This is a genomic window from Tractidigestivibacter scatoligenes, from assembly GCF_001494635.1.
Lineage (GTDB): Bacteria > Actinomycetota > Coriobacteriia > Coriobacteriales > Atopobiaceae > Tractidigestivibacter > Tractidigestivibacter scatoligenes.
Genome location: NZ_LOJF01000001.1, coordinates 294,103 through 312,066, shown reverse-complemented (window position 1 = coordinate 312,066; position 17,964 = coordinate 294,103). Strand labels below are relative to the sequence as shown.

18 protein-coding genes and 2 tRNA genes are annotated in these 17,964 nt (G+C 62.1%); 9 read left to right on the top strand and 11 right to left on the bottom strand.

Features of this window, described 5'->3' with window-relative positions; all coding sequences use genetic code 11:
* Positions 1-15: 15 nt before the first annotated feature.
* The 3 genes from lysS to tatA all read right to left on the bottom strand — a co-directional run bounded on the left by lysS (position 16) and on the right by tatA (position 3,350).
* Positions 16-2,256 carry a lysine--tRNA ligase gene (gene lysS, locus AUL39_RS01350; RefSeq protein WP_059052867.1) on the bottom strand — a complete coding sequence of 747 codons (2,241 nt, stop codon included), beginning with the start codon at positions 2,254-2,256 and terminating at the stop codon, positions 16-18.
* A 221-nt stretch (positions 2,257-2,477) separates the two neighbouring features.
* On the bottom strand, positions 2,478-2,957 hold the full coding sequence (gene greA, locus AUL39_RS01345) for a transcription elongation factor GreA (RefSeq protein WP_059052865.1): 480 nt from the start codon (positions 2,955-2,957) through the stop codon (positions 2,478-2,480).
* 51 nt (positions 2,958-3,008) lie between these two features.
* Positions 3,009-3,350 (bottom strand): twin-arginine translocase TatA/TatE family subunit, encoded by a 342-nt coding sequence (gene tatA, locus AUL39_RS01340; protein ID WP_059052864.1) that lies wholly within the window; start codon positions 3,348-3,350, stop codon positions 3,009-3,011.
* A gap of 166 nt (positions 3,351-3,516) precedes the next feature.
* Between tatA and AUL39_RS01335 the strand changes: the two genes are divergently transcribed.
* The 3 genes from AUL39_RS01335 to AUL39_RS01325 all read left to right on the top strand — a co-directional run bounded on the left by AUL39_RS01335 (position 3,517) and on the right by AUL39_RS01325 (position 6,491).
* Complete coding sequence (locus AUL39_RS01335) at positions 3,517-4,332, top strand: spermidine synthase (protein ID WP_059052861.1); 816 nt, start codon at positions 3,517-3,519, stop codon at positions 4,330-4,332.
* A 133-nt stretch (positions 4,333-4,465) separates the two neighbouring features.
* Positions 4,466-5,773, top strand: coding sequence for an alpha-amylase family glycosyl hydrolase (locus tag AUL39_RS01330; protein ID WP_059052859.1), 1,308 nt, complete (start codon positions 4,466-4,468; stop codon positions 5,771-5,773).
* 97 nt (positions 5,774-5,870) lie between these two features.
* The gene (locus AUL39_RS01325; protein WP_059052858.1) at positions 5,871-6,491 is read left to right on the top strand and encodes an NUDIX domain-containing protein; all 621 of its coding nucleotides are present in this window, start codon (positions 5,871-5,873) and stop codon (positions 6,489-6,491) included.
* A gap of 23 nt (positions 6,492-6,514) precedes the next feature.
* On the opposite strand, the gene AUL39_RS01320 is transcribed toward AUL39_RS01325, so the two are convergent.
* The gene (locus AUL39_RS01320) at positions 6,515-7,339 is read right to left on the bottom strand and encodes a Cof-type HAD-IIB family hydrolase (protein ID WP_059052856.1); all 825 of its coding nucleotides are present in this window, start codon (positions 7,337-7,339) and stop codon (positions 6,515-6,517) included.
* 175 nt (positions 7,340-7,514) lie between these two features.
* Here AUL39_RS01320 and AUL39_RS01315 point away from each other — a divergent pair, with 175 nt between their 5' ends.
* Positions 7,515-7,922 (top strand): YbaN family protein, encoded by a 408-nt coding sequence (locus AUL39_RS01315; protein ID WP_059052854.1) that lies wholly within the window; start codon positions 7,515-7,517, stop codon positions 7,920-7,922.
* A gap of 64 nt (positions 7,923-7,986) precedes the next feature.
* Positions 7,987-8,304 (top strand): MGMT family protein, encoded by a 318-nt coding sequence (locus AUL39_RS01310; protein ID WP_059052852.1) that lies wholly within the window; start codon positions 7,987-7,989, stop codon positions 8,302-8,304.
* Positions 8,305-8,617: 313 nt separating this feature from the next.
* On the opposite strand, the gene AUL39_RS01305 is transcribed toward AUL39_RS01310, so the two are convergent.
* From AUL39_RS01305 to AUL39_RS01295, 3 genes are all read right to left on the bottom strand, one after another.
* Positions 8,618-8,694, bottom strand: a tRNA-Pro gene (locus AUL39_RS01305).
* 15 nt (positions 8,695-8,709) lie between these two features.
* Positions 8,710-9,600 (bottom strand): 4-(cytidine 5'-diphospho)-2-C-methyl-D-erythritol kinase, encoded by an 891-nt coding sequence (locus tag AUL39_RS01300; protein ID WP_059052850.1) that lies wholly within the window; start codon positions 9,598-9,600, stop codon positions 8,710-8,712.
* A gap of 16 nt (positions 9,601-9,616) precedes the next feature.
* Positions 9,617-9,916 carry a Veg family protein gene (locus tag AUL39_RS01295; RefSeq protein ID WP_059052848.1) on the bottom strand — a complete coding sequence of 100 codons (300 nt, stop codon included), beginning with the start codon at positions 9,914-9,916 and terminating at the stop codon, positions 9,617-9,619.
* 196 nt (positions 9,917-10,112) lie between these two features.
* Here AUL39_RS01295 and AUL39_RS01290 point away from each other — a divergent pair, with 196 nt between their 5' ends.
* Positions 10,113-11,189: a M24 family metallopeptidase gene (locus tag AUL39_RS01290; protein ID WP_059052846.1), complete on the top strand. Its 1,077-nt coding sequence runs from the start codon at positions 10,113-10,115 to the stop codon at positions 11,187-11,189.
* Positions 11,190-11,370: 181 nt separating this feature from the next.
* Here AUL39_RS01290 and nagB read toward each other — a convergent pair whose 3' ends face one another.
* The 4 genes from nagB to AUL39_RS01270 all read right to left on the bottom strand — a co-directional run bounded on the left by nagB (position 11,371) and on the right by AUL39_RS01270 (position 13,926).
* The gene (gene nagB, locus AUL39_RS01285; RefSeq protein ID WP_059052844.1) at positions 11,371-12,105 is read right to left on the bottom strand and encodes a glucosamine-6-phosphate deaminase; all 735 of its coding nucleotides are present in this window, start codon (positions 12,103-12,105) and stop codon (positions 11,371-11,373) included.
* A gap of 248 nt (positions 12,106-12,353) precedes the next feature.
* Positions 12,354-12,977, bottom strand: coding sequence for an RdgB/HAM1 family non-canonical purine NTP pyrophosphatase (gene rdgB, locus AUL39_RS01280; RefSeq protein WP_059052842.1), 624 nt, complete (start codon positions 12,975-12,977; stop codon positions 12,354-12,356).
* A gap of 43 nt (positions 12,978-13,020) precedes the next feature.
* Entirely contained in the window at positions 13,021-13,764 is a 744-nt protein-coding gene (gene rph / locus AUL39_RS01275; RefSeq protein ID WP_059052840.1) for a ribonuclease PH, read from the bottom strand.
* 86 nt (positions 13,765-13,850) lie between these two features.
* Positions 13,851-13,926: transfer RNA gene (locus AUL39_RS01270), tRNA-Val, on the bottom strand.
* Positions 13,927-14,091: 165 nt separating this feature from the next.
* Between AUL39_RS01270 and ucpA the strand changes: the two genes are divergently transcribed.
* From ucpA to AUL39_RS01255, 3 genes are all read left to right on the top strand, one after another.
* Positions 14,092-14,883, top strand: a complete 792-nt coding sequence (ucpA, locus tag AUL39_RS01265) for an SDR family oxidoreductase UcpA (protein ID WP_059052838.1) — start codon at positions 14,092-14,094, stop codon at positions 14,881-14,883.
* A gap of 223 nt (positions 14,884-15,106) precedes the next feature.
* Positions 15,107-16,567, top strand: a complete 1,461-nt coding sequence (locus AUL39_RS01260; RefSeq protein ID WP_059052836.1) for an APC family permease — start codon at positions 15,107-15,109, stop codon at positions 16,565-16,567.
* Positions 16,568-16,626: 59 nt separating this feature from the next.
* Positions 16,627-17,955 carry an aspartate aminotransferase family protein gene (locus AUL39_RS01255; protein WP_059052835.1) on the top strand — a complete coding sequence of 443 codons (1,329 nt, stop codon included), beginning with the start codon at positions 16,627-16,629 and terminating at the stop codon, positions 17,953-17,955.
* Positions 17,956-17,964: the final 9 nt, after the last annotated feature.

Here is a 17,964-nt window from a genome sequence, read left to right as displayed (position 1 = left end):
CGGACAAAACGTACGCTATTGCTCGGGGTGGCTCTTGAGCCACTCGTCGCGGTCCGGCGCGATGGCGCGCATGGCCTCGATCATGCTCGCGAACAGGTCATCGAGCTCCATGTCGTTGAGCTCGGCGCCGTGTCGGATGACGTCGCGGCTGCAGCCTGCGGCAAAGCGCTTGTCCTTGAACTTCTTCTTGAGCGACTTGACTTCGAGGTCCATGACCGACTTGCTGGGGCGCATGAGAATGGCGGCCTGGATGAGGCCACTGAGCTCGTCGGCGGCATAGAGCACGCGCTCCATCTTGGACTCGGGCTGGGGAAGCTCGGGGTTGTTGTCGGAGTTATGCGTCTGGATGGCGTGCACCAACTCGGGCGTTCCGCCCTCGGCCTCGATGAGCTCGCCGGCCTTCACCGTGTGATTGATCGGGTCCTGGAACTCCTCCCAGTCAAGGTCGTGGAGAAGCCCCACCTGGCCCCAGAAATCGACGTTTGCCGGATCGTACTTCTCGGCGTAATAGCGCATGAGGCCCTCGAGGGTCTCGGCGTGCTGGATGTGGAAAGGATCCTTGTTGTAGCGCTCGAGCAGGGCGAACGCCTGGTCGCGCGTGAGGCCGGTCGAGAGGGCAGGCGCCGAGGCGTCGCGTGCGGCCTCGTTGGCAGCGCCATTCTCGGCGTCGTCCGCGATTACGTCCACGGACGCAGCGGCGTTGTCGGTCTTCTCGGGGAGCTGCGAGGCAATGTCCGCACGAGTGACAACCTCGGGCTTCATCTGCGGGAAGAGCAGCACGTCGCGAATGGCGGGCTGGTCGCAGAAGAGCATGATCATGCGGTCGATGCCGTAGCCAATTCCGCCCGCGGGAGGCATGCCGTACTCGAGCGCGCGCACGTAGTCGTAGTCGTAGCCCATGGCCTCGTCGTCGCCCATGCCCTTTGCCGCAACCTGCTCCGCAAAGCGGCCGGCCTGGTCGACGGGGTCGTTGAGCTCGGAGAAGGCGTTGGCGTACTCGTGGCCGCAGATTACGAGCTCGAAGCGGTCCGTGAGACGCGGGTCGTCGGCCTTGCGCTTGGCCAGCGGGCTGACCTCCTCGGGGTAGTCGCAGACAAACGTGGGGTCTACCAGCGTGGACTCGCCCAGCTCGTCGTAGAGCTCGAAGAGGAGCTTGCCGGCGCCCCAGCCGTCCTCGGCCTCGATGCCGTTGGCGCGGCAGAGCTCGCGCAGGTGCTCGATGGGCGTGTCCATGTCCACGTGCTCGCCCACCACCTGCGAGGCGACCTCCGAGAGGGGCACGGAGCGCCAGGTGCCGCTCATGTCCACCTGCTGACCCTGGTACGAGATGACCTCATGGCCCTCCTCGCAGCCACAGACCTCGCGTGCGATGGCCTTGAAGAGGCCCTCGGTGAGGCGCTTCATGCCGTCGAGGTCGGAATAGGCGCAGTACGCCTCCATCGAGGTGAACTCGGGGTTGTGCGTGAGGTCCATGCCCTCGTTGCGGAACTGGCGGCCAATCTCAAACACGCGCTCCATACCGCCCACAATGAGGCGCTTGAGCGGCAGCTCGGTGGCAATGCGCAGGTAGAAGTCACGGTCAAGAGCGTTGAAGTGCGTGACGAAGGGCTTCGCGTTGGCGCCGCCGAGAATGGCGTGCATCATGGGGGTCTCGACCTCCATGTAGCCGTCGGCCTCCATGTAGCGGCGAATCAGGCTGATGATGGCGCTGCGCTTGCGGAACACGTCGCGGACCTCGGGGTTCATGATGAGGTCGACGTAACGCTGGCGGTAGCGAACCTCGCGGTCGGTGAGACCGTGGAACTTCTCGGGCAGTGGGCGCAGGGACTTGGAGAGCAGCACGACCTTGGTAGGCGCAATGGAAAGCTGGCCGCGACGGGTGCGTAGTACGCGGCCAGTGGCGTTAACGATGTCACCGAGGTCAAGCTGGCGGAGAAGCGCCCAGCCCTCCTCGCCGAGGTCATTCACGCGGCAGAAGAGCTGAATCTGGCCGGTGACGTCCTCGAGGACGATAAAGGCCACCTTGCCCTGACGGCGGAGCGCGCGGATGCGACCGGCAACAGAGACAACGTCTTGGGTGTCCTCGCCCTCGGGGAGGCTTGCGTAGTCCTTCTCGAGTTGGGCTGCATGGGCCGTGACCTCGCTTGCAATGGGATAGGGGTTCACGCCCGCATCGATGAGTGCCTGACGACGAGCGCGGCGCTGGGCTCTCTCGTCATTGGTGTTGTTCTCGCCCATCTTGGACTGGTCGGCCATTGCTGCTCCTCGTACTCGCGCGCGCCCGTCGGTGCGCATTGCCTTCTCGTGCCTGGCCGGCGTTTAGCGGCCATAGCGCAAACCATTGTACTGTAGCGTTTTGACGGATGAGACAAAGGGACAGTCCCTTTGTCTCACGAAAAGGCCCCTCCGGGGAGGGGCCCAAGTCGCTCTGTGCTCGCGGGATGAGACAAAGGGACTGTCCCTTTGTCTCACGGAGGTTAGCGAGTAATGTTCACGATCGTGTAGCTCTTGGTCTTGCCGGCGGGCGTGGTGAACTCCACCTGGTCACCCTTGCCGCAGCCGATAAGTGCCTGGCCCGCGGGGGACTCGTTCGAAATCTTGTGCTCGAGCGAGTTGGTCTCGGTAGTGCCAACGATAGTGAACTTGGTCTTCTTGCCGCGCTCGTCCTCAAGCTCGACGGTGGTGCCAATGGAGACCCTAATGCCACCGTGCTGCGCATCCGCAACGACCCTGGCCACGGAGAGCGTCTGGCGAATCTCGGCAATCTTCGACTCGTTCTGGGACTGCTCCTCCTTGGCGGCATCGTACTCGGAGTTCTCCGAGAGGTCACCGAAGGAACGAGCCTCCTTCAGGCGCTCAACGATCTCGTCGCGAAGCTCGCCCTCGCGGTACGCAAGCTCGTCAACAAGCTTCTGGCGGCCTTCGGCGGTAAGAGTGATTTCCTTGCTGTTATCCATGACTCTGCTTTCCTCGTAGTGCGTGGGAAGGACGTACCCCGGGCGCCTGGGTTACTCGCCCAGCTTGGCGCCACACTTCTTGCAGAAGGCGGCGTCGGCGGCGTTCTCGGTACCGCACTTGGGGCAGAACTGGACGTCCTCCTTGGCCTTCTCGGCGGGGGCATCCTCAACGTCGGCGTCGTCCTCGTCAGCGACGACCTCCTCGGCCTCGTCCTCCTTGGGCTCCTCGACCTTCTTGGAGTCCTTGTCGTCGCCCTCCTCCATGCCCTCGCGCACGTTCTTGACGGTCTTGCCAAGAGCGGAGCCGAGCTTGGGGAGGTTCTTGGGCCCAAAGATGATCAGCACAACGACAACGATGATGAGCAGCTCGGGAATGCCAAGTCCAAGAATCATGGTGAGGTCCTCCTAGATGTGGATGAATGAGGCGAGCACACTTTGCGTGCTGCCGCATCCGCTAGTATAGCCGAGGATGTTTCCTACTCACAATATAAACTGGGAGTTTGGGTATAGGCCCCTGTGCTGTCCGCCCCCGCTGCAAACTACCTCGTTAGGAGCGCACATGCCTACCTGGCTCATCGTCGTGATCGTCATCTCCTGGGTTCTCTTTGCCATTGTCTTGGCGCTGCCGTGGCTGCTTAAGCGGCGCGGGGTTGAGATGCGCCGTACCAAGTTTGGCCCTGCTCTCATCTTTGAGGCGGCCGACGACGACGGCACCCCCGTTCGCCTCCTCAACGTGAACGGAACCTTCCAGAGCGTCTGCTACCTACCCGACGACCTGCACTTCGAGCTCGCTTGCGTGTACCACCGAACCATGGCGGAAGTCTGCTACGACCTGCCGAACGCCACGCGCGCGCTGGTCATTGGCGGCGGCGGCTATTCTCTGCCCAAGTGGCTCGTGGCACACCGGCCCAAGCTCCACGTCGATGTTGTGGAGATAGATCCGCGCGTCACCGTAATTGCCCGAGAGCGCTTCTTCCTCGACGACCTCATCGAAAAGTACGGCGCAGGGCGCATCTCGCTTGTAAACGATGACGGCTGGGACTACCTGCGTCGCGCCGAGAGGCCCTATGACGTCATCGTGAACGATGCGTTCTCGGGCAACCACCCGCTCGGCCAGCTGGGGACAGACGAGGGTGCGCAGCTCATCCGCACCAAGCTCGCGCCCGGCGGGGTGTATCTCGCCAACCTGCGATGCTCCGCCCAGGGTCGCCACGCGCGCATCCTTGATGAGGTTGAGCGGGCCTTCTCGGCGAAGTTTGCACACGTTGCCTATGTGCCCGAGTGGCCGGACAAGCCCGAGGAGCGCGGCAACAACGTGCTTGTCGCCACGGACGCTGAGCTGACGCTGCCCGAGGGCGCCGTTGTTGTGAAGTAGACGCGGTTGTGCCGGCCGCCGATTGCGCCCCCCGAACGCGTTGCCTTGTTTAAACAAGTATTGCGTCCCTTGCCGCGATGGTCCACCATGTGCATCGACCTCACTAACCGGCATCTGCCGAGAAGGGACCCACATGGCACAGGACACCTGCACATCCATTCGCAGCCTCGTTATCTACTCCGTCTTTGTGCGCAATCACACGCCCGAGGGCACGTTTCGTGCCGTGATTCCCGACCTGCCTCGCATTCACGCGTTGGGAACCGACGTCGTATGGCTCATGCCCATCCATCCCATTGGCGAGAAGAACCGCAAGGGAACGCTCGGAAGCCCCTACGCAAACCGCGACTACCGGACGGTCAACCCCGAGTACGGCACCATGGAGGACTTCCGTGCACTGGTGGACGCCATCCACGCCGAGGGCATGAAGTGCATGATCGACGTGGTATACAACCACACCTCCCCCGATTCGGTCCTCTTTGAGGAGCACCCGGAGTTCTTCTTCCGCAAGCCCGACGGCAAACCCGGCAACCACGTGGGCGATTGGTCCGACGTCATCGACCTCGACTACAACGTCTCGGCGCTCTGGGACTACCAGATTGAGACCCTGTGCCAGTGGGCCCGCATCGTCGACGGCTTCCGCTGCGACGTCGCCTCCTTTGTGCCCGTGGAGTTCTGGAAGCGCGCTCGCGCCGAGGTGGCGAAGGTGCGCCCCGGATGCCTGTGGTTGGCCGAGACGGTCCACCGCTCGTTTGGCGCCGCATGCCGCGCGGCGGGCATGACCTGCGCTCGCGACTCCGAGGCCTTCGAGGCCTTTGACATGGAGTACGAGTACGACGTCCAGGAGGCCTTCGAGCGCTACCTCAAGGGTGAGGTTCCCCTCTCGTGCTACCTCGACCTTCTCGACTTCCAGGAGAACCTCTACCCGCAGAACTACGACAAGCTGCGCTTTCTCGAGAACCACGACGTGCCGCGCATTGCCTCCTACGTGAAGAGCGAGTCCGACCTGCGCAACTACACGGCGATGGTCTACTTCAAGAAGGGAACCACGCTTGTCTACGCCGGCCAGGAGGCTGCCTGCTCGCACCTTCCGAGCCTCTTCGACCGCGACACCGTCGATTGGAACACCGGAATCGACCTTTCCGACCTCATGCGTCGCATGGCCGATATCAAGCATACGGAGCTTGACGCAGACGACGCCTTCTTCGTGGCGTCAGATGACGAGAACGACATTGCCATTCTGCGTCGTGAGCACGAGGGCAGGCGCAAGGTTGGCGTCTTCTCGCTCAAGTCTCGCCCGGCAAGGGTGGAGGTACCGCTTCCCGACGGCGCGTACGAGAACCTCATCGACGGTTCGACCGTCACGGTGCAGGATGGGCACCTGGCATGTGCCGGAGCGCCCATTGTACTCGCGGCAGACGTGGAACGCGCCTGGGGCGTGTAGCGGGCGAGCGAACGGGAGGCATCCCGTCGCGGTAGCATGAGGCCGGGTACCCAGCGCGGGCGCCCGGCCTTTTTCCCAGAAAGGAAGCGCGACCAATATGTCTGAACCACTAAGGGACAAGAACGGCCTCACCGAGGAGGAGTTCCTGGCAAGCTACAGCCCCAAGGACTACCCTCGCCCGTCGCTCACGGCAGACAACTGCATCTTCCGCGTTGGGCCCGATGGCGCCCTCAAGCTGCTGCTCATTCGCCGGGGCGGTCACCCGTTCCTGGGGTGCTGGGCGCTTCCGGGCGGCTTTGTGAGCCCGGGGGAGACGGCGCTCGAAGCCTCCAAGCGTGAGCTGCTCGAGGAGACTGGCGTGGAGGGGCTCGCGCTCGAGCCGGTGGGGCTCTACAGCACGCCCGGCCGAGACCCGCGCGGATGGACCATATCGCAGGCGCACATCGCCGTAGATGACCTTGGCGCAACCGCGCATGCCGGAGACGACGCAGCCGCCGCAGCCTGGTTCGACGTTGCGGCAACGGAGAAGGACGGCCGCACGCGTCTCTCGCTTACCGCCAACGGCACAACGCTGACCAGCAGCTTTGCTGTGGAGGCTGGCCCCGTGACGGGCATCCCGCGCTCACGCGACGTGCGCGGAGACGGGCTCGCCTTCGATCACGCGCAAATCATCGCAGACGCCTGGCTACTGCTAAGCCACTCGCGCAGAAGCAAATAAGACAAAGGGACTGTCCCTTTGTCTCATTTCAGCAGGTACTTATAGACCACCTCGGCACAACCGTCGTGGTCGTTGTCGGCAACCACTGCGTTGGCGACATTTTTCACCTCGTCCTGGGCGTTCCCCATGGCAACGCCCAGCCCTGCCACACGCAGCATGTCGAGGTCGTTGCCCGAGTCGCCCACGGCAATGCACTTCTCAACAGGAATGTCGAGAATCCTGCCGAGGTCCTTAAGGGCAGAGCCCTTGCTCACGCCCTTGGGCGAGAACTCAAGGGAATCTGCCAGGCTAAAGACAGCTTCAACGGGAATCCTGCGATCAAGAACGCGCTTCAAGACGTCCTGCGCGCCCTCGCCCACCACCGGGTGCACGATGTACTTGGCGATGCTGGCAGCATGTCCAAGAACCCATCCCTCGATATCCTCAACTTCGTGGCACGCCCGCACAAACGTGTCGTGGAATTCTCCGAGGCCATAGCGCTCGAGGCGATCAAAGCTGCCTGCGGGATAGTATGCTTCCGTGCCCGAGAAGACCTCGAGCATAACGTCCTTGCCACGGTGCGTCTCAAGAAGCTGCGGGATCACCGCGGGATCAAAGTTGTGCTCGACAAGCAGGCGGTCCTGCCGCAGGTCAAGGACTTGGGCGCCGCTCGTGCATATGACATAGGACACATCCGGAAGCTGCTCGCGGTAAGGAAGCATCAGGCTTGGGCTACGCCCCGTCGCAATGGCAACTGCCTTGCCTGCATTGGTTGCTGCGCGTATGGCCTCGAGCGTTGAGGGAAGTATGTGCTTCTGGGTGTCAAGAAGCGTTCCGTCCATGTCAAAGGCTATGAGGTCGTAGGCCATGCTGTCCCTTCCATGAGTCGCCCGCCGCCTTCTTGCGGCCGCCGTCGAATGTACACCGAGATGGACGGACACCGGCCAATCTCCACCGCAGCTGTGCAAAAACCAGATATCATAGCACGTCTTCTCAATGTTAGAATCGGTTAACAATATACGACACGAACACAGGAGACGGGCGATGGCAGCGCGCGGAAAGCTCACGAGAGGACCTTGGATTGCGCTGGGCTGCGAGTGCCTTGGGCTCGGCACCATCGGCGTCGTACTGCCAATTCTGCCTACGGTCCCCTTTTACATGGCGACGGTCTTCTGCTTTGCCAAAGGCTCCGAGCGTCTGCATGACTGGTTTACTGGTACAAGTCTCTACGAGAAGCTCCTCGAGGGGTTTGTGAGCCGCGGGGCCATGACAATGTCGGACAAGCTCAGGGTCGTGGGAACCGTCACCCTCGTAATGGGGATTGGGTTTGCGCTGATGAGCAAGGTACCGGTGGGTCGCGCCATTCTCGCCGTTGTGTGGGTATGCCACCTGCTCTACTTCTTCCTGCGCGTACAGACGCTCCCAGAGGGACAGACGCCCGAAGGCGAGTAGGCTTTCATGCTCACTTTCGCGTATGCTCTGAGAATGGCGGGTGTCGAGCGAAACGGAACACGCGATGACAGACGGAGACTTCTTCCAGCGGGCATACAACATCGTGCGGCAGGTGCCTAAAGGCCGTGTTGCCACGTACGGGCAGGTAGCACGCATGATGGGTGAGCCGAGAAAGGCGCGCTACGTGGGGTTTGCCATGCACTCAAGCCCTGGCATGAAGGGTGGAGTTCCCTGCCACAGGATCGTATTCGCCGACGGCAGCCTAGCGCCCGGCTTTGCGTTTGGCGGTGCCGACGAACAGCAAAGGATGCTCGAGGCCGAAGGCGTGGGGTTTCTCCCAAACGGCAAGGTTGACCTGCGGCAATATCTCTGGGAAGCGTAATTACGCGAGCGTTTGGGGACGGGCCGTAACCGCCGGCCATGGGCACACTGCACAAAATTTGCGGTTGCCGGTAAAAAATAGGGGTTACGCTTAGTATCACCCCGCTGGTGCCATTTACCTACCTGCGGTTCCGCAAAAGGTTAGAGTCTTCGTACTCGGCGATTCGCCCAAAAAGGGCCGGCAACCGCAAATTTTGGGCACAGGCGGCTTCGAGAATCGCCAGCGGGCAATCCCATCCGCTAAGAAAGACTCTGCTGTGTGCCTTTCGAAAAGCAAAAGCCCAGGAGCACACGCTCCTGGGCTGCAGTTTAGATGGTCGGGACGACTGGATTTGAACCAGCGACCTCTCGGTCCCGAACCGAGCGCTCTACCAAGCTGAGCCACGTCCCGTTAGCAGACGACACTTTAGCAGACTTGGCCGTCCAAACCAACCGTAAACACAGCCTTTGCCCACCATCCGTGCTCATTTTCCGCAGCACGTGCAATACGCTCGGCCACGGAAGTAGTTTCGCAGATGGCAAACGAGCAGGAACCGGAGCCCGTTATCTGCGATGCCATCACGCCCGGCTGTCGCGAAAGCCAAGCGGCTGGCTCTCCCATGACGGGCTGCAGGCGAAGCGCCGCCGGAGCAAGGTTGTTGTAAAGGTGCGCCGCGGCGCCTTGGACATCGCGCAGCGCAAGGGCATCGCACAGTGCATCGCAGCTGCTGGGCAAGGCAGGATCGCGGTCGAACTCCTCGTACACCTCGCGCGTTGAGCTGGCGCACCCAGGGGGCATTACCAGCGCAAGGGGCACCCCGACAAGCGCGGGAAACGTCTTCTCCAGCGTATCGCCTGCTCCCCTCAGAAGCGACGGCACCGGATTGAGGAAAAATGCCACGTCCGCACCCACGCGTCGCGCCACGCCAACAACGCGCCGGTCAAGCGGGTCGACACCCCAACGCTCCGCAAGGGCACGCAGGACGGAGCCGGCGTCTGCCGAGGAACTACCAAGGCCTCCTCCGCTGGGAATTTGCCGCTCAATGCAAACGGAAACGCACTCGTCGACGCCCAGTTCCTGCGAGAGAAGCCCGATCGCCCGCTGGGTGGCGTTGCGCCGCGCGGGGCCGTCTAGCGCCGGTTCGAACAAAACGCTGGTCTCATCCGCAGGCTCGATAGTGATGGTGTTGCCAAGGCCAACCGGTACCATGACCGAATCGACGCGGTGGTAGCCACGCGCGTCCTTCTCAGCATAAATGCCCAGGTGCAAGTTGACCTTGCAGGGCGCATGGACAATCTGTCGGCACGAGCGCGGCATGCGGCCTCCGGCGAGACTACTCTTCGGGGAGGTCGGCCGTGTAGTCGAGCAGGCGCTCACCGGTGTTCATGTCGTAGAGCTCGACGGTGCCGGTAAGCACGTCGACGTACTGGTAGGACTGGCGCGCCTTCCGGCCGCGGCGCTCCTCGACCTCAATCACGAACAGGGACGGGTGCACGTGAACCAAGGTACCCGCGCGCTCGACGATGCGCGAGCGGCCCATGTTGGCGCGGACCTTCACACGCTGGCCCTCGAGGGCCTTAAGCTCGTCGCGAATCTGGTCGATGCGGTTAACAGGCGGAATGTCGTTCTCCATGAGACTCCCAACAGGCCACAGCTGGCCCAAGTATCGTTTACACAAAGTCTGATAATACCCATAAGTAACGCTGTTCCTGCAGTTGGGCAAGAAAAGAGCACGACAAGAACACGGGTTGACCTGCGGATTGGCGGGACCCGCTTCGCCTTTCGCGCCAGGTGCTACACTTCCGGCGTCATCGACTAAGGAGGACGCAATGGACGAGACGAGAAGGGCACAGGTAATCGAGAACCTGCAGGGCATGGGACTAACGCAGGCACTAATTTCGGACCCCATGTCGATCTACTACCTCACGGGCTACTACACCGAGCCCTATGAGCGCTTCCTGGGGCTCTATCTCAGCGCAAGCGGAGCCTCGACGCTCTTTGCCAACCGCCTCTTCCCGGATGCCTCCGCGGCGTGCGAAGACATCCGCACTTTTGACGACACCGAGGATCCCGTGCCCATGGTCGCCGCAGTCACAGACCACGGCGCGCCGCTCGGCGTTGACAAGAAGCTCGCCGCTCGTTGGCTGGTCCCGCTCCAAGAGGCTGGCGCTGCATCCGCGTTTAAGCTTGGATCCACAGCCGTGGACAACGCCCGCTCTGTGAAGTCTCCGGAGGAGCAGGAACTCATGCGCGCCGCCTCGCGCACCAACGACAAGGCCATGGAGTGGCTTGCTGCCCAGGTTCACGAGGGCGTGACCGAACAGGAGATTGCCGGAGGGCTTCTCGACGTCTATCGCTCGCTTGGCGCGCAGGACCACTCCTTCGCACCCATCGTGAGCTTTGGGGCAAACGCGGCAGACCCACACCACTCTCCCGACGGCACCGTCCTTGCCAAGGGCGACGTCGTTCTCTTCGACGTGGGCTGCCGGCGGGACATGTACTGCTCGGACATGACGCGCTCGTTCTTCTACGGCGAGTCCACCGAACACCAGCGGGCGGTCTACGAGTGTGTTCGCCGCGCAAACGAGGCGGCCGAGGCCATCGTGCGGCCAGGGGTCACGTTTGCCGAGATAGACCGTGCCGCACGTACGATCATTGAGGATGCAGGCTGGGGACAGTACTTCACGCACCGGCTGGGGCACCAGATTGGCCTCGAAGACCACGAGCCGGGCGACGTCTCGTCCGTACACGACGAGCCCGTGCGCCCCGGCCAGTGCTTCTCCATCGAGCCGGGCATCTACCTGCCGGGTGACGTGGGCGTGCGCATCGAGGACCTGGTCATCGTGACCGAGGATGGCTGCGAGGTGCTCAACTCGTATCCCAAGGAGCTCACGGTCCTGGCGTAGGCCGGCTGCCGAGAAGGGGCACGCTCCGGGGGCAGGGCTGTGCGCCGGGGGCGGGCCCCTCCCCACCAAAACTGTGGCTTAGTTGCAGTGCGGAGGCCCCCCAGCAAAGCTGCAACTTAATTGCAGCCCTTCGATGGGGCGCAAGCCGTTTACCAGCGGTACCGTATGGCCAGATCCGCGTCTACGCCTCGGGGCAGAGCGCCAGGGCCGCCTCGTCCGCAATCACGGTGCAGCTGGTGTGCAGCTGCAGGATGGACGCCGGGCACTGCGGGGTAACGGGGCCAAAGCACATGTCGTAGACGGCCTGGGCCTTCTCGGGACCAGACGCCAGGATGAGAATGCTGCGCGCGTACATGATGGTCTGCACACCCATGGTGTACGCCTGGCGAGGCACGTCGTCCGCATTGTCGAAGAGACGGCTGTTTGCCTGGATGGTACTCTCGGTAAGGTTCACGCAGTGCGTGCCCTTTGAGAAGTGATCGTCCGGCTCGTTAAAGCCAATGTGGCCGTTGCGGCCAATGCCAAGGAGCTGCAGGTCGGGATAGCCCGCGTCACGTACCATGCGGTCGTACTCGGAGCAGGCCTCGTCCGCGTTGGGGTTAGCGCCGTCGGGCACAAACGTGTTGGCAAGGTCGATGTTGATCTTGTCAAAGAAGTTCTGGCGCATGAAGTAGTGGTAGCTCTGCGGGTCTTCGTGCGTAAGGCCGCGGTACTCGTCCAGGTTGTAGGTAGTGACCTGCGAGAAGTCACAGTCTCCCTTGCGGTTCCACTCGGCAAGCTGCTCGTAGGTGCCAATGGGCGTGGTGCCGGTAGCAAGGCCAAGAACGCTGTTGGGCTTGAGAATCACCTGAGCAGAGATAACGTTCGCCGCCTTGCGGCTCATGTCCCGGTAATCCTTGGTGCGAATGACTCTCATGACGATTCCTCCTTCTGCAAGCGGGCGACCCTCGTGGCACCCGCCCGTGGCATGCAAGCCACGTTTGACGTGTGCGGCCACCAGGGCGAGGTCGCGATTGCTATGAGAAGGATCCGCCACGTCGAGGCCCCTGCCCGTCCATGGCGACCCGGGGCACGCGCTCCGGACAGCTTCATTTTACCTGTGCGAGACGAGACGGCGCCCTCAAACCCAAAGACTACGCGAATGCACCGTCAACATCCACCGGGCTACAGCTTGGCAGCCAGGTCCTCCAGCGCGTGGAACCGGTGCGAGATGGCGTTCTTCTCGGCAGGTGAAAGCTCGGCCATCGTCTTTCCCGGGGTATCCGCTGGCAGGAACAACGGGTCGTACCCAAAGCCGTTGCCCCCACGGCGCTCGTGGCCAATCGTTCCCTCGCAGTCACCATCTCCGCGCAGAACCTCGTCACCACGGACGAGAACGACAGTGGAGTGGAAGCGCGCACCGCGCTTCTCGTCGGGGACGTCTGCCATGAGGCGCTCGAGCTTGTCGTTGTTGGCGTCGTCGTTACCATGCTCGCCGGCCCAGCGCGCCGAGAAAATCCCAGGCGCTCCGTCAAGCGCGTCCACGCAGAGCCCCGAGTCGTCGGCAATCGCCATGGGAAGGCCCGTCTCGGCAACAGCCGCCCGGGCTTTGATGAGGGCGTTCTCGAAGAAGTCCGCGCCGTTCTCGACGGGATCGGGGAAGTCTCCAAGCTCGCCCAGGGCAACAAAACGCACGTCAGGAAGGGCCTTTGAGAGAATCGCCTCGATCTCGGTTACCTTGTGCGGGTTGCCCGTGGCCACCACCACGGTACGCGAGGGATCAAGGCCGTTGATGTCAATCTTTGCCATTGTCGTTGTCCTTTCGATGCGCGCGGTCCCGTCGTTGCTGGCGCTACGCCTCAAATCCCGTGACCTCGCGCTGAATCTGGAGGAGCTGGTCGATGCCCTTCTGGCCAAGGTCAAGCAGGCGCCCCAGCTGCTCGCGGTCGAACGTCGCACGCTCGCCGGTACCCTGGACCTCCACAATGCGGCCATCCGAGGAGCCCACGAGGTTCATGTCCACGTCTGCATGCGAATCCTCGGGATAGTCGAGGTCGAGAAGCTCGACGCCACGCACGACGCCCATCGAGATGGCGGCGACCTGCCCCGTGAGGGGAACGCGCTTGATGCGGCCCTTCTCGCGCGCGGCGACGAGCGCCTCGTAGAGCGCCACCCAGGCACCGGTGACGGATGCCGTACGGGTTCCGCCATCTGCCTGAATGACGTCGCAGTCCACGGTCACCGTGAACTCACCGAGGTGGCGAAGGTCGCACACGGCTCGCAGCGAGCGCCCCACCAGGCGCTCGATCTCCATCGAGCGACCCTTGCGACCCTTGTACTCACGCGGTGTACGGCGGTTGGTAGACGCAGGGAGCATGGCATACTCCGCCGTGACCCAGCCATCCTTGCTCGCGCCGCGCCACTTGGGCACGCCGTCTGCAATGGTCGCCGCGCAGAGCACGCGCGTGTCACCAAACTCGGCCAGGCACGAGCCATCGGCGTTCTTCATGATGCCGGGGGTCAGCTTGACCGGGCGCATCTCGGCAACAGACCTGCCAAAGCTGCGCTCGGGCTGGGCGGCGCTCTCCTGGGACATGGTGTCTCCCGTCTGCCGACGCTCGACCGCCGGCGCTCATGCAACGGGGCCAGCCGGCTCACGCCGACCGGCCCCGGTCTTCTCCATGGTGGGCGATGACGGATTCGAACCGCCGACCTTGTGCGTGTAAGGCACCTGCGCTAGCCACTGCGCCAATCGCCCATGCTAAGCGAGTGTACCACGGACACCCGAAGCCGGTAGCCTTCGGTCGCGCTTCATGCCACCTGAGAATCTGTTTACCAATGGGCAACGCATGAGAAAGACCGCCGTTCCCATAGCGCGTTCTACTTGCTGGCGAGAGAGTCGCGCCAAGGAAAGGAGAAGAGCATGGGTAGGCTCGACGGAAAGGTCGCGGTTGTTACGGGGGCATCTAAGGGCATCGGGAGCGGCATCGCTACGGTATTTGCGCAGGAAGGCGCTAAGGTTGTGGCTGCTGCGCGCGGGGAGGAAGTCCTCGGCTTTGCTGCCAAGCTGCGCGAGGCCGGCTTCGATGTAACGGGCGTTCGCTGTGACGTAAGCAGCTACGACGACTGTGCACGTATGGCCGAGACGGCCGAAGAAGCATACGGCCACGTTGACATCCTCGACTGCAACGCCGGGATTTGCGTACTCGATGACTTTCTTACCGGCAGCGACACCTGGCGTGACTCGCACATCGACATCAATATCAAAGGCGTCTGGAACGCCTGCAAGGCCGTGGCGCCGTTCATCGTCAAGGCTGGCGGCGGCGCCATTGTCATCACGAGCTCTGTAACCGGCGACATGGTTGCCGATCCCGGCGAGGTCGCCTACGCGACCACCAAGGCGGCACTCGTAGGCTTCACCAAGGCGCTTGCACGCGAGCTCGCCCCCAAGAACATCCGCGTAAACTGCATTTGCCCCGGCTATGTGCGCACGCCGCTCGTCGAGGGCATGGCGAAGCAGTCAGACCCAGATGACCCCGAACGAGCAATTAGAGCAATAGCCTCCGCAGTCCCCCTTGGGCGCCTTGGCACCCCCGAGGAGTGCGGTAAGCTCTGCGCGTTTCTCGCATCCGATGATGCCAGCTATCTCACAGGAATCCAGGCCGTCATCGACGGCGGATCGACGCTACCCGAGACCACGTCTATGGGCCAGTAGACAGTCTCGTAGCAGAGGGTATGCGGGGACGCAGGGCACAGGCTGCCCTGCGCCCCTTTTCTGAACGAGGCTTAGCCAAATGGCACCTTAATGGTTTGCTCAATGGTCTGTTTCCGCACGAACATAGCCTATTCATCGATAGGAAACGAAAGTCGCTCCCGTATAGAAACGTCTGGAGCGCTTAATGCAGCCATCCACCGAATTTTGGCGAACGGAGGACAACATGGCGACAATTGGCGCAACCCCCACAACAGCATCGGTCCCGCAAGCCCAAGTCGATAAGCAGAAGCCGGTCAACGGACTCCATCGCACCCTCAAGCTCCTGTACGTCTACACGCTAGCAACGGGTGCCATCTTCACCTTCATGTGCTATTGGGACGGCATCTTCATGTCCTATTGCGGCCCCGCAACGTTTCTGGGCTTTGCCCTCATGACCCTCATGGTGTTGCCCATCGGATTTGTCTACTCAGAGCTTTCCACGATGCTTCCCTCCACTGGCTCGTGTCTCGTCTTCAACACCGTCGGCATCAACAAGCATGCAGGCTTCTGGTCGGCATGGCTCATCATGTGCGCATGGCTAGCCGTACCAGCCGCAGGCGTCCTGGGCATTCTCGATTGGCTCGATTTCCAGTTCCTTGGGAACAGCCTGGGAGACTCCACACAGGTGCTCATCGGCGCCGCTGTCCTCTGCATTTGGTGCGTGATCTCGCTCGGCAAGAATGTCGTCGCTGGACGCCTGCAGACCGTCATGCTCTTCACGGCAATCGGCGGCGTCATGGTCACGGCGCTCTTGCTGTTCTTTAGTGGGCACTGGTCTCTTGCAAACTTCTCGAACTTCTTCGCAAACACCAACGCCGCCGACTATGGACTGGGCATTGGCTGGGTAATTGGATGCGCGTACCTCATCACTCCGTACTTTGGCTTTGAGTGCGTCCCCGCAATGGTCGAGGAGGGCAACTTCCCCATAAAAGAGCAGAAGAAGGCCATTCTTGGCTCCGTTGTTACCTGCGGCGTTGTGTACTCCGTCTTCTACCTTGCCCTCGCTGGCTGCATGGATTGGTCTACGTACGCATTTGACGGCTCGCCGTTCATCACGTTCCAGACGCTTCTCGCAATCTTTGGCAACGGCGGCTGGGTACAGGCATTCATCGTCTTTGTTGGGATTACCGGCGTCGTCATGCCCATCTTCACCTCGGTCCTGGGCTTCTGGTACTCCGGTGTCCGCATGATGTATGCCATGGGTCGTCAGAACTTCCTACCCAAGGTCTTCTCCAAGTGCAACCGCTGGGGCCAGCCGATTCTGCCCAACATCCTGATTCTTGGCATCTCCATTGGTTTTCTCGCCATGTCCTCAATCAGGGCGTTCTTCGACCTCATGGCTTTTGCCTGCGCAATCTGCTACGCCATCAGCTCCATTTCCGCCCTGCGGCTCGAGCGGAATCACCCCGAGTGGCCGCGCCCCTACAAGTGCGGCCACGGCCTCAAGGTCGCCTCGCTCGCCATCTCCATCGCCGTTGCTGGCTTCTGCCTGATTGGGGTGGGGACCGCCACTTGGATTGGCTTCATTGGCTACATGGCGGTTGGCGCAGCCCTCTGGGTTGCCATGATCGTCTTCAAGTGGCGTGGCGCCGGAGAGGACTCGCACGTCTGGATGAGCACCCCAGAAGGAAACCTCCAGTACTAGCACCAAGGGGCACGGAACCGCCCGTACGGCCAGCGCACGACAAGCCTAGGAGAGCAACAATGAGTGAGAATGTCGGGATTCTCGAATCGAACAGCTTCAGCATGAAAAACATTGGAGAGCTCGACCCTAGCATGCAGGAGCTCGTACGCCGCAGGAGCGTCCTGGGGCCTTGCTATCGCCTCTTTTACCAGAGGCCTCTCCACCTCGTGCGCGGCGTTGGAAGCCACGTCTTTGACGCCGATGGCACAGACTACCTCGACGCCTACAACAACATCCCCTCGGTTGGCCACTGCAACCAGCGCGTTGTTGACGCGGTAACGCATCAGATGTCCACGCTCAACACGCACACGCGGTATGTGCACGAGAACATCCTCGACTACGCCGAGGACCTGCTCTCGACCATGCCAGACGAACTCGACAACATCATGTTCATGTGCTCGGGCTCCGAGGCCAACGACCTGGCCGTACGTCTGGCTCAGTTCATCTCTGGTGGAGAGGGAATCATCGTTACCAAGGAGGCCTACCACGGCAACACGGCGCTTATCTCGGGCCTCTCCCCCTCCATTGGGCCCAACGTACCTATGAGCCCCACCATGCGCATGATCCCTACACCCGACACCTACCGCCTGGAGACGGGAGATATCGGCGGATGGATGTGTGATCGTATTTCTGAGCAGATCTCCGACATGCGCCGTCACGGCATCAAGTTTGCCGGCGTGCTCTTTGACGGAATCTTCTCGAGCGATGGCGTGTTTCCCGACGATGCGGGATTCCTTAAGCCCGTAGTCGACCTGGTCCACCGCGAGGGCGGTCTATACATTGCCGACGAGGTCCAGCCCGGCTTCTGCCGCACCGGCGACGCATTCTGGGGCTTTCAGCGGCACGGGATCGTCCCCGATATGGTCACCATGGGCAAGCCCATGGCAAACGGCATCCCCTGCTCCGGCATGGCGGTGAAGCACCAGATCATTGATGAATACGCCCGGCTCTATCCCTACTTCAACACGTTCGCCGGAAGCCCTGTGGCCATGGCTGCGGCGCAGGCAACCCTCGCTGAGCTGCGCGAGAAAAACCTCCTGCAGCATGCGCACGACACGGGAGCGCACCTCAAGCAAGCCATCGTCGAGGCCTCTGCCGCTTCCGGCCGCATTGGCGACGTTCGTGGGGCTGGCTTCTTTATCGGAGCCGAGGTCGTTGTCCCCGGCGCCACGAGGCCCGACCGCCTCACCGCCGTCAAGCTCGTCGAGCTCATGCGTGAGCACCACGTACTGGTCTCGCTCTGCGGACCGTTTGGCAACGTACTTAAGGTGCGGCCGCCCCTGGTCTTCTCGGAAGATGACGTCGACATCTTTGCGAACGCCCTCGAGCGCTCGCTCAACGAACTCTAGGAGGCTGCC

What these genes read in the sequence shown, in the direction of transcription:
- lysS (WP_059052867.1), bottom strand. Translation starts at nt 2,256, where the DNA reads ATGGCCGACCAGTCCAAGATGGGCGAGAACAACACCAATGACGAGAGA.
- greA (WP_059052865.1), bottom strand. Translation starts at nt 2,957, where the DNA reads ATGGATAACAGCAAGGAAATCACTCTTACCGCCGAAGGCCGCCAGAAG.
- tatA (WP_059052864.1), bottom strand. Translation starts at nt 3,350, where the DNA reads ATGATTCTTGGACTTGGCATTCCCGAGCTGCTCATCATCGTTGTCGTT.
- AUL39_RS01335 (WP_059052861.1), top strand. Translation starts at nt 3,517, where the DNA reads ATGCCTACCTGGCTCATCGTCGTGATCGTCATCTCCTGGGTTCTCTTT.
- AUL39_RS01330 (WP_059052859.1), top strand. Translation starts at nt 4,466, where the DNA reads ATGGCACAGGACACCTGCACATCCATTCGCAGCCTCGTTATCTACTCC.
- AUL39_RS01325 (WP_059052858.1), top strand. Translation starts at nt 5,871, where the DNA reads ATGTCTGAACCACTAAGGGACAAGAACGGCCTCACCGAGGAGGAGTTC.
- AUL39_RS01320 (WP_059052856.1), bottom strand. Translation starts at nt 7,339, where the DNA reads ATGGCCTACGACCTCATAGCCTTTGACATGGACGGAACGCTTCTTGAC.
- AUL39_RS01315 (WP_059052854.1), top strand. Translation starts at nt 7,515, where the DNA reads ATGGCAGCGCGCGGAAAGCTCACGAGAGGACCTTGGATTGCGCTGGGC.
- AUL39_RS01310 (WP_059052852.1), top strand. Translation starts at nt 7,987, where the DNA reads ATGACAGACGGAGACTTCTTCCAGCGGGCATACAACATCGTGCGGCAG.
- AUL39_RS01300 (WP_059052850.1), bottom strand. Translation starts at nt 9,600, where the DNA reads ATGCCGCGCTCGTGCCGACAGATTGTCCATGCGCCCTGCAAGGTCAAC.
- AUL39_RS01295 (WP_059052848.1), bottom strand. Translation starts at nt 9,916, where the DNA reads ATGGAGAACGACATTCCGCCTGTTAACCGCATCGACCAGATTCGCGAC.
- AUL39_RS01290 (WP_059052846.1), top strand. Translation starts at nt 10,113, where the DNA reads ATGGACGAGACGAGAAGGGCACAGGTAATCGAGAACCTGCAGGGCATG.
- nagB (WP_059052844.1), bottom strand. Translation starts at nt 12,105, where the DNA reads ATGAGAGTCATTCGCACCAAGGATTACCGGGACATGAGCCGCAAGGCG.
- rdgB (WP_059052842.1), bottom strand. Translation starts at nt 12,977, where the DNA reads ATGGCAAAGATTGACATCAACGGCCTTGATCCCTCGCGTACCGTGGTG.
- rph (WP_059052840.1), bottom strand. Translation starts at nt 13,764, where the DNA reads ATGTCCCAGGAGAGCGCCGCCCAGCCCGAGCGCAGCTTTGGCAGGTCT.
- ucpA (WP_059052838.1), top strand. Translation starts at nt 14,092, where the DNA reads ATGGGTAGGCTCGACGGAAAGGTCGCGGTTGTTACGGGGGCATCTAAG.
- AUL39_RS01260 (WP_059052836.1), top strand. Translation starts at nt 15,107, where the DNA reads ATGGCGACAATTGGCGCAACCCCCACAACAGCATCGGTCCCGCAAGCC.
- AUL39_RS01255 (WP_059052835.1), top strand. Translation starts at nt 16,627, where the DNA reads ATGAGTGAGAATGTCGGGATTCTCGAATCGAACAGCTTCAGCATGAAA.